The 5769-nt window shown below is 71.7% G+C and carries 6 protein-coding genes and 1 pseudogene; 4 read left to right on the top strand and 3 right to left on the bottom strand.

Translation table 11 applies throughout. The features are described 5' to 3' along the window. Together KBX53_RS19945 and KBX53_RS19940 are read left to right on the top strand one after the other, a co-directional pair. Window positions 1-471, top strand: a pseudogene (locus KBX53_RS19945) (MFS transporter); the annotation flags it as partial. Between the two features lie 64 nt (window positions 472-535). Further along, the gene (locus KBX53_RS19940; RefSeq protein ID WP_210860950.1) at window positions 536-1165 is read left to right on the top strand and encodes a VOC family protein; all 630 of its coding nucleotides are present in this window, start codon (window positions 536-538) and stop codon (window positions 1163-1165) included. Window positions 1166-1232: 67 nt separating this feature from the next. Here KBX53_RS19940 and KBX53_RS19935 read toward each other — a convergent pair whose 3' ends face one another. Both KBX53_RS19935 and KBX53_RS19930 read right to left on the bottom strand, forming a co-directional pair. Beyond that, window positions 1233-2060 carry a GNAT family N-acetyltransferase gene (locus KBX53_RS19935; RefSeq protein ID WP_210860949.1) on the bottom strand — a complete coding sequence of 276 codons (828 nt, stop codon included), beginning with the start codon at window positions 2058-2060 and terminating at the stop codon, window positions 1233-1235. Between the two features lie 7 nt (window positions 2061-2067). Beyond that, entirely contained in the window at window positions 2068-3642 is a 1575-nt protein-coding gene (locus tag KBX53_RS19930) for a helix-turn-helix transcriptional regulator (protein WP_210860948.1), read from the bottom strand. Between the two features lie 198 nt (window positions 3643-3840). Here KBX53_RS19930 and KBX53_RS19925 point away from each other — a divergent pair, with 198 nt between their 5' ends. Continuing rightward, a complete protein-coding gene (locus KBX53_RS19925) occupies window positions 3841-4101 on the top strand; it encodes a hypothetical protein (RefSeq protein WP_210860947.1) in 261 nt (86 codons plus the stop codon). Between the two features lie 13 nt (window positions 4102-4114). Next, window positions 4115-5248, top strand: a complete 1134-nt coding sequence (locus tag KBX53_RS19920; RefSeq protein ID WP_030330550.1) for an oxalate decarboxylase family bicupin — start codon at window positions 4115-4117, stop codon at window positions 5246-5248. 51 nt (window positions 5249-5299) lie between these two features. On the opposite strand, the gene KBX53_RS19915 is transcribed toward KBX53_RS19920, so the two are convergent. After that, a partial coding sequence (locus KBX53_RS19915) for a PepSY domain-containing protein (protein ID WP_210860946.1) occupies window positions 5300-5769 on the bottom strand: 470 nt, incomplete at its 5' end.

Genomic DNA, 5769 nt, shown 5'->3' with positions numbered 1-5769 from the left:
CTGATGAACACGTCGATCGTGATCGGCGGTCTGGTCCTCTTCGTCTTCGCCGTCTTCGGGTCGATCGCCGTCCTGGTCCAGCGCAACGCCGCCGCCCGGACGGTGATCCTGACCGGGATCAGCACGCTCATCCTCGGCATGGTCGTCACGTTGGCAGCGATCATGGCGGAGTCCGTCCCGGGCTTCTTCGTCGGTCTCGCGCTCGGGGGAGTCGGCTTCGGCAGCGGCTTCCAGGGCAGCCTCAAGACCGTCATGCCGCTGGTGGAGGCGCACCAACGCGCCAGCGTGCTGTCCGTGCTCTACGTCATCTGCTACGTCGGCTTCGGTCTCCCCACGGTCATCGCCGGCTTCCTCGTGGTCTACGCCGGCGGCCTGCCGCGGACCGCCGACGAGTACTCCGTCGCCGTCATCCTCCTCGCCCTGGTCGCCCTGGTGGGGGTACGCAGGGCCACCCGGATGGCGCCGGGCTGATGCCGGAAAGCCCGCATCGGGCGGGAACGCGGACAGTAGCGTGTTGATCAGGAAGGGGACAGCGATGAGCCCGAAGGTTGCCCAGGCCGACGCGAGCACGGCGGCGCGGATCGAGAGCCTCGACATCAAGCTCGAGGTGCTCGTCATTCCGGTCTCGGACGTGGACCGGGCAAAGGCGTTCTACCAACGGCTGGGGTGGCGGCTCGACCAGACCCCGCCCGGCATCGTGCAGTTGACGCCGCACGGCTCCGCGTGCTCCGTGCAGTTCGGCCCCGGGCTCACCCCGGCGGCACCCGGCTCGGCAGTGGCGTATTTGGTCGTTTCCGACGTCGAGGCGGCCCGCGCCGACCTCGTCGCCGCCGGCATCGAGGTCGGCGACGTCTTCCACGTCACCCCGGACGGCCCGGTCGACGGGCCGGACCCGCAGCGACGCAGCTACTTCTCGCGCGCCACACTGCGCGACCCGGACGGCAACACCTGGCTGATTCAGGAGATCACGACCAGGCTTCCCGGGCGCATCGAGGGCGGGCTGACGTCGTTCGGCTCGGTGAGCGACCTGGCGGACGCGATGCGGCGCGCGGCCGCCGCACACGACGAGCACGAGAAACGTACCGGGGAGCGGGACGACAACTGGCCCGACTGGTACGCGGCGTACATGGTCAGCGAACAGTCGGGGGCCACACCGCCCGAGTGAGCCCTGACCGACGACGGATTCGGGGCCGAGGCCGGCGCACAGCTGCCCACCACGGCCCCGGGCGGGCTCAGGACGCCGCTCGCCACACCCAGTTGCGGCGTTCGTAGAGGGGCACCAGCCCGGCCCGGCGCAGGTTGTTCAGCGACGGGTTCTGCTGACCGGGAGCGGGCTTGCCGGTCTCGGCGAACAGCCACCGGCATCCCGCCTCGACGGCGGCCCGGGCGCGGGCGGTGATCAGCGCCGACTGCGCCCCGAGGCCGCGGTGACCGGAGGCCGTCGCGGCGGCGTTGAGCGCCGCGGCCTCGCCGTGCAGGAACAGGTTGGCGCCCGCCACCAGCTCACCGCCGTCCCACGCCGCGCAGGGTCGCCACGCCGGCCGGCCGACCGTCGCGGCCACCATGTCGGTGAGCCCACCGGTCGGCATGCCGAACCCGGTGAGCAGCACATCGGCCCAGCGCCGCGCCTCGGTGGTGGGCACCGGGCCGACCCGTAGGCGGGTCCGTCCGGCGGTGACGTCCTCGGGCCGGGCGGCGAGCTTGATCCAGGTGCTGCCCGGCGTGAGCCCGCGCGCGGCGGCCACCTCCTCGAAGCCGGCGGGCACTACCGACGGAATGAGCTGGATGACGGCCTGACCGATGCCGTGCTCCCGGTAGAAGTCGAGGACGTCATCCAGGACCTGCACGGTGAACGGCTCGGTGGTGCCGAAGCCCAGGGCCTTACTCCAGTACCCGCCGGACGGATCGTTGCGCATGCCGAGGGCGACACCGCCGCCGATGCGGGTGGTGGCGATCCCGAGATCGGTGTACGTGGGTGCGGGTGCCTGTGACTCGTACGAGTGCATGAATTCGCACTCCACGGCCTCGGCGAGTGGGGTCAGGTCGGCTGGCGCTGTCACCAGCCGATTATCGTCTGGTCCTCTCCCAGGCCCGCACCAGCTGCATCCGGTTGTTGATGCCCAGCTTGTGATATATGGACCGGAGCTGGGTGTCCACGGTGTGGAAGGAGACGAAGAGGCTCCTGGCCGCCTCCTTCTTCGTGGCGCCGGCGGCGAGCATCTCGGCGACCCGCTCCTCGGCGGGGGTGAGCGCGTCGAGGCCCCCACCGGGCGGCTCGTCGATCGACGGCCGGTGCCGCGGGGTGCCGCTGAGGTCGGCGCAGCGCCGGTCGGCAATCGCCTGGTCGCCGGGGGCGCCGATCCGGGCGTAGAGGGCAGCAGCCTCGTGCGCGGCGTCGCGCGCCTCCCCGGGGCGCAGCCGAGGGTTGTTCGCCAGGTCGAGCAGCGCGTCGGCCAGCGCCGGCCGGGCGGCGGTGGTGCGCAGTTGGTCGACCGCCGACCGGAGCGCGTCCGGGTCGCCGTCGCGCAACCCCCGGCTCTGGTCGGCCAGCGCGCGCCACAGCGGCACCGGCGTACGGGTGGACACCAGCTCGACCAGTTCGGTGACCCGGCGGGCGGCTCGGGTGTCGCCGGTGGCCACCGCCGCGCGTACCAGCCGGGGACCGAAGTGCGGCACCGGCAGCAGCGGCCGGACCGAGCGGTGCAGGTCGGCGACGACCCTGGTGAGCAGGCCCGCCGGCGTGCTCACGGCCGGGTCGCGGGCCGCCACGCAGAACGCCGGGCTCCACATCGTCCGGTCGGGCCAGCGGTCCTCGGCGAGGCAGGTGCGCAGGATGGCGCGGGCGTCGTCGTGCTCGCCACGGCGGTAGCGGACCTCACCGATCACCGCAACCAGCAGGGCGCGCACCTCTCTGCTGAGGTCCGCCGAGCCGGAGCTGAGCGTCGTGACGGCCAGCGCGGCCGCCTCGGGCAACTCGCCCACCGCCACCATGCGCAGGCAGTCCAGCGCGGTCAGCCCGGTGAGCGGCCCGTCGCCGTCATCCGGCGCCTGGCGGGCGGCGGCCCGGGCGTCCGGGTGCCGGCCCAGGCCGAGCGCGACGAGGATCCGTTCGGCCCGGATGGACGGGGCGTCGGCGCGGGCCGACCAGGAGTTCGGATCCAGGGCCGCCAGCACGGCCTGGGCGCCCGGCAGGTCACCGTGCGCGAGCGAGCGGGCGGCCCGGCCGAGGGCGAGATGGCGAGCGGACGACTGGTCACCCGACGCGGCGTGCGCGGTGCCCGCGTCGCGCAGCAGGGCGTCGGTGTCCGGATGACCCGTGCGGGCCGCGACCGTGGCGACCAGGGCGAGCACCGTGGCGCGGCTGCGGGCGTCCAGCCGGAGGTTCAGTGCCTCCCGCAGGCCGGTGAGGGCGATGGTCGGCTGTTCCAGTGCGCCGGTCCGCGCCACCCGACCGAGCACCAGGGTGCGGTGCGGCTCGCCGCCGCGACTCGTCGCGACCTCGGCCGCCAGGATGTGGAGCGCCTCCGTCCCACGCCCGGCGAGCCGGAGCTGGTCCGCGGCCTCGAAGAGCCGGTGCCGTCGTTGCTCGGTGGTGATGTCGTCGGCCGAGAGCGTTCCGGAGCTGAAGGATGATTCGGACAATGGCGTTCTCCCCGGTTGTTACCCGGCGCGTCGAAATGCCGTCCTGCGACCGAGCCTAGCCACGCCGGCACGTACGGGAGACCGGATCGCCGAACCGGCGGGATTGCGTCGAATGGCACGTGCCGTCCGGGAACTGGTGTGCGGTAATGGCGCGATCACGTGATGCGACGGTCGGTGTTCCGCGCCGATCATCGAACCATGGCCCCGCTCACCGACCCTCCCGGTCTGCCTCGGCTCCGGGTCGTGCTGCTGATGTTCGTCGTCTATGCCGGCACCGGGGTGGGTGGTCACGCTCCGGCGTGGACCCGTCTGGTGCTGACGGCGATCGCGGTGGCGATCCCGGTCGCGATCGCGATCCAGCACGGCCGGCCCGGAGTGCGTGCCCTGCTGGGGATCTCGTCGCGGCTGCGGCTGCGTGGCGGATCCGTTCCCGCGCCCGAGCCGGTCCAACCCGAGTGAGGAGACAGCGATCATGGCTGACAGTGATCCCGAACCGAGGCGCGGCGACCAGGGCGCACCGCCCTTCGCGGGCCGCAACGTCGCGCTTGAGCGGCAGAACCCGGACCTTGTGGTTCCGCCCACCACCGACAGCCGGTTGGTGCCCAACCTCAAGTTCTCGTTCTCACAGGCGCACACCCGGGTGGAGAAGGGCGGCTGGACCCGGGAGGTCACCAGCCGCGACCTCCCGATCGCCACCCAGTTGGCCGGCGTCCAGTTCGGTCTCGAACCGGGCGCGTACCGGGAGATCCACTGGCACCAGCAGTCGGAGTGGGCGTACATGCTCAGCGGAAGCTGCCGGATCAGCGCCGTCGACCACGAGGGACGCAACTTCATCGAGGACGTGAAGGCGGGCGACCTGTGGTTCTTTCCGCAGGGTGTGCCGCACAACATCCAGGCGTTGCAGGACGGCGCGCAGTTCCTGCTGGTCTTCGACGACGGCGCGTTCTCGGAGAACAACACGTTCCTGCTCAGCGACTTCTTCGCGCACACCCCCCGGCACGTGCTGGCCAAGAACTTCGGCTGGACGCCGGAACAGATGGAGAACCTGCCCGAGCGGGAGAAGTACATCTTCCAGGGCGACGTCCCACCACCACTGCAACAGGACCGGGTGGTCAGCCCGACCGGCGACATCCCCCGAAGCTTCAAGCACCGGATGCTCGCCCAGACCCCGCAGCGTTTCCGCGGCGGAACCGTCCGGATCACCGACTCGACCAACTTCGCCGCCTCCGTGACCACCGCCGCGGCACTGGTGGAGGTCGAGCCGGGGGGGATGCGCGAACTGCACTGGCATCCCACCACCGACGAGTGGCAGTACTACATCTCCGGCACCGCACGGATGGGCGTGTTCGCCGCGCAGGCCGCCGCCCGGACGTTCGACTTCCAGGCCGGCGACGTGGGGTACGTGCCCTTCGCCTACGGCCACTACATCGAGAACACCGGTGACGAGCCGCTGGTGTTCCTGGAGATGTTCCGCCATCCCCGGTTCGAGGACATCTCGGTGATGCAGTGGATGGCCAACACGCCCCACGAGATCATCGCCGACACGATCAACGTGTCGACGTCGATCGTGGACAGTCTGCCGAACACCAAACAGGTGGTGATCTGAGCGTCTTCGCGTCCGGCCGTCCGTCGCGTCACGGACGGCCGGACCGGTGGATCAGCGCCTCGCGGGTGCCGGGGAGACAGGAGTCGCGGCAGGTCGTCGGCGTCGGGACACCGCCCCCACCACCACGTCGATGACGAGGAAGGCGAGCACTGTGATCCCGAACAGCGGGAGCGCCCAGCCGATCGCCACGGTCACCGGTACGCCGATCAGCAACGCCCAGAGCGGCAGACCGCGTACACCGCCGCGCGCCGGCGGGGTGCCGGCGAGGGCGCGTCGGTCGGCGCGGGTGGGTCGACGCTGCCACCACATGCGGTAACCCCAGAAGATGACGCAGAGCAGCCCGAGGGCGAGCGCGGCGAGCAGGATCTGGTTGACCAGGCCGAAGAGGATCCCCATGTGGGCCTGGATGCCGAGGCCGCTGAGTTTGGCCAGCAGGGGCCAGTCGGCGAAGTCGCTGCGGGCGGTCACCGCGCCGGTGGCCGGGTCGACGGCGATGCGGTCCTTGTTGACCGGCCAGGTGT

The sequence above is a fragment of the Micromonospora sp. M51 genome (assembly GCF_018070305.1).
Taxonomy (GTDB): Bacteria; Actinomycetota; Actinomycetes; order Mycobacteriales; family Micromonosporaceae; genus Micromonospora; species Micromonospora parva.
Note: the sequence above shows the minus strand (reverse complement) of the source record. Positions and strands in the feature narration are given on the sequence as shown.

What these genes read in the sequence shown, in the direction of transcription:
- KBX53_RS19940 (WP_210860950.1), top strand. Translation starts at nt 536, where the DNA reads ATGAGCCCGAAGGTTGCCCAGGCCGACGCGAGCACGGCGGCGCGGATC.
- KBX53_RS19925 (WP_210860947.1), top strand. Translation starts at nt 3,841, where the DNA reads ATGGCCCCGCTCACCGACCCTCCCGGTCTGCCTCGGCTCCGGGTCGTG.
- KBX53_RS19920 (WP_030330550.1), top strand. Translation starts at nt 4,115, where the DNA reads ATGGCTGACAGTGATCCCGAACCGAGGCGCGGCGACCAGGGCGCACCG.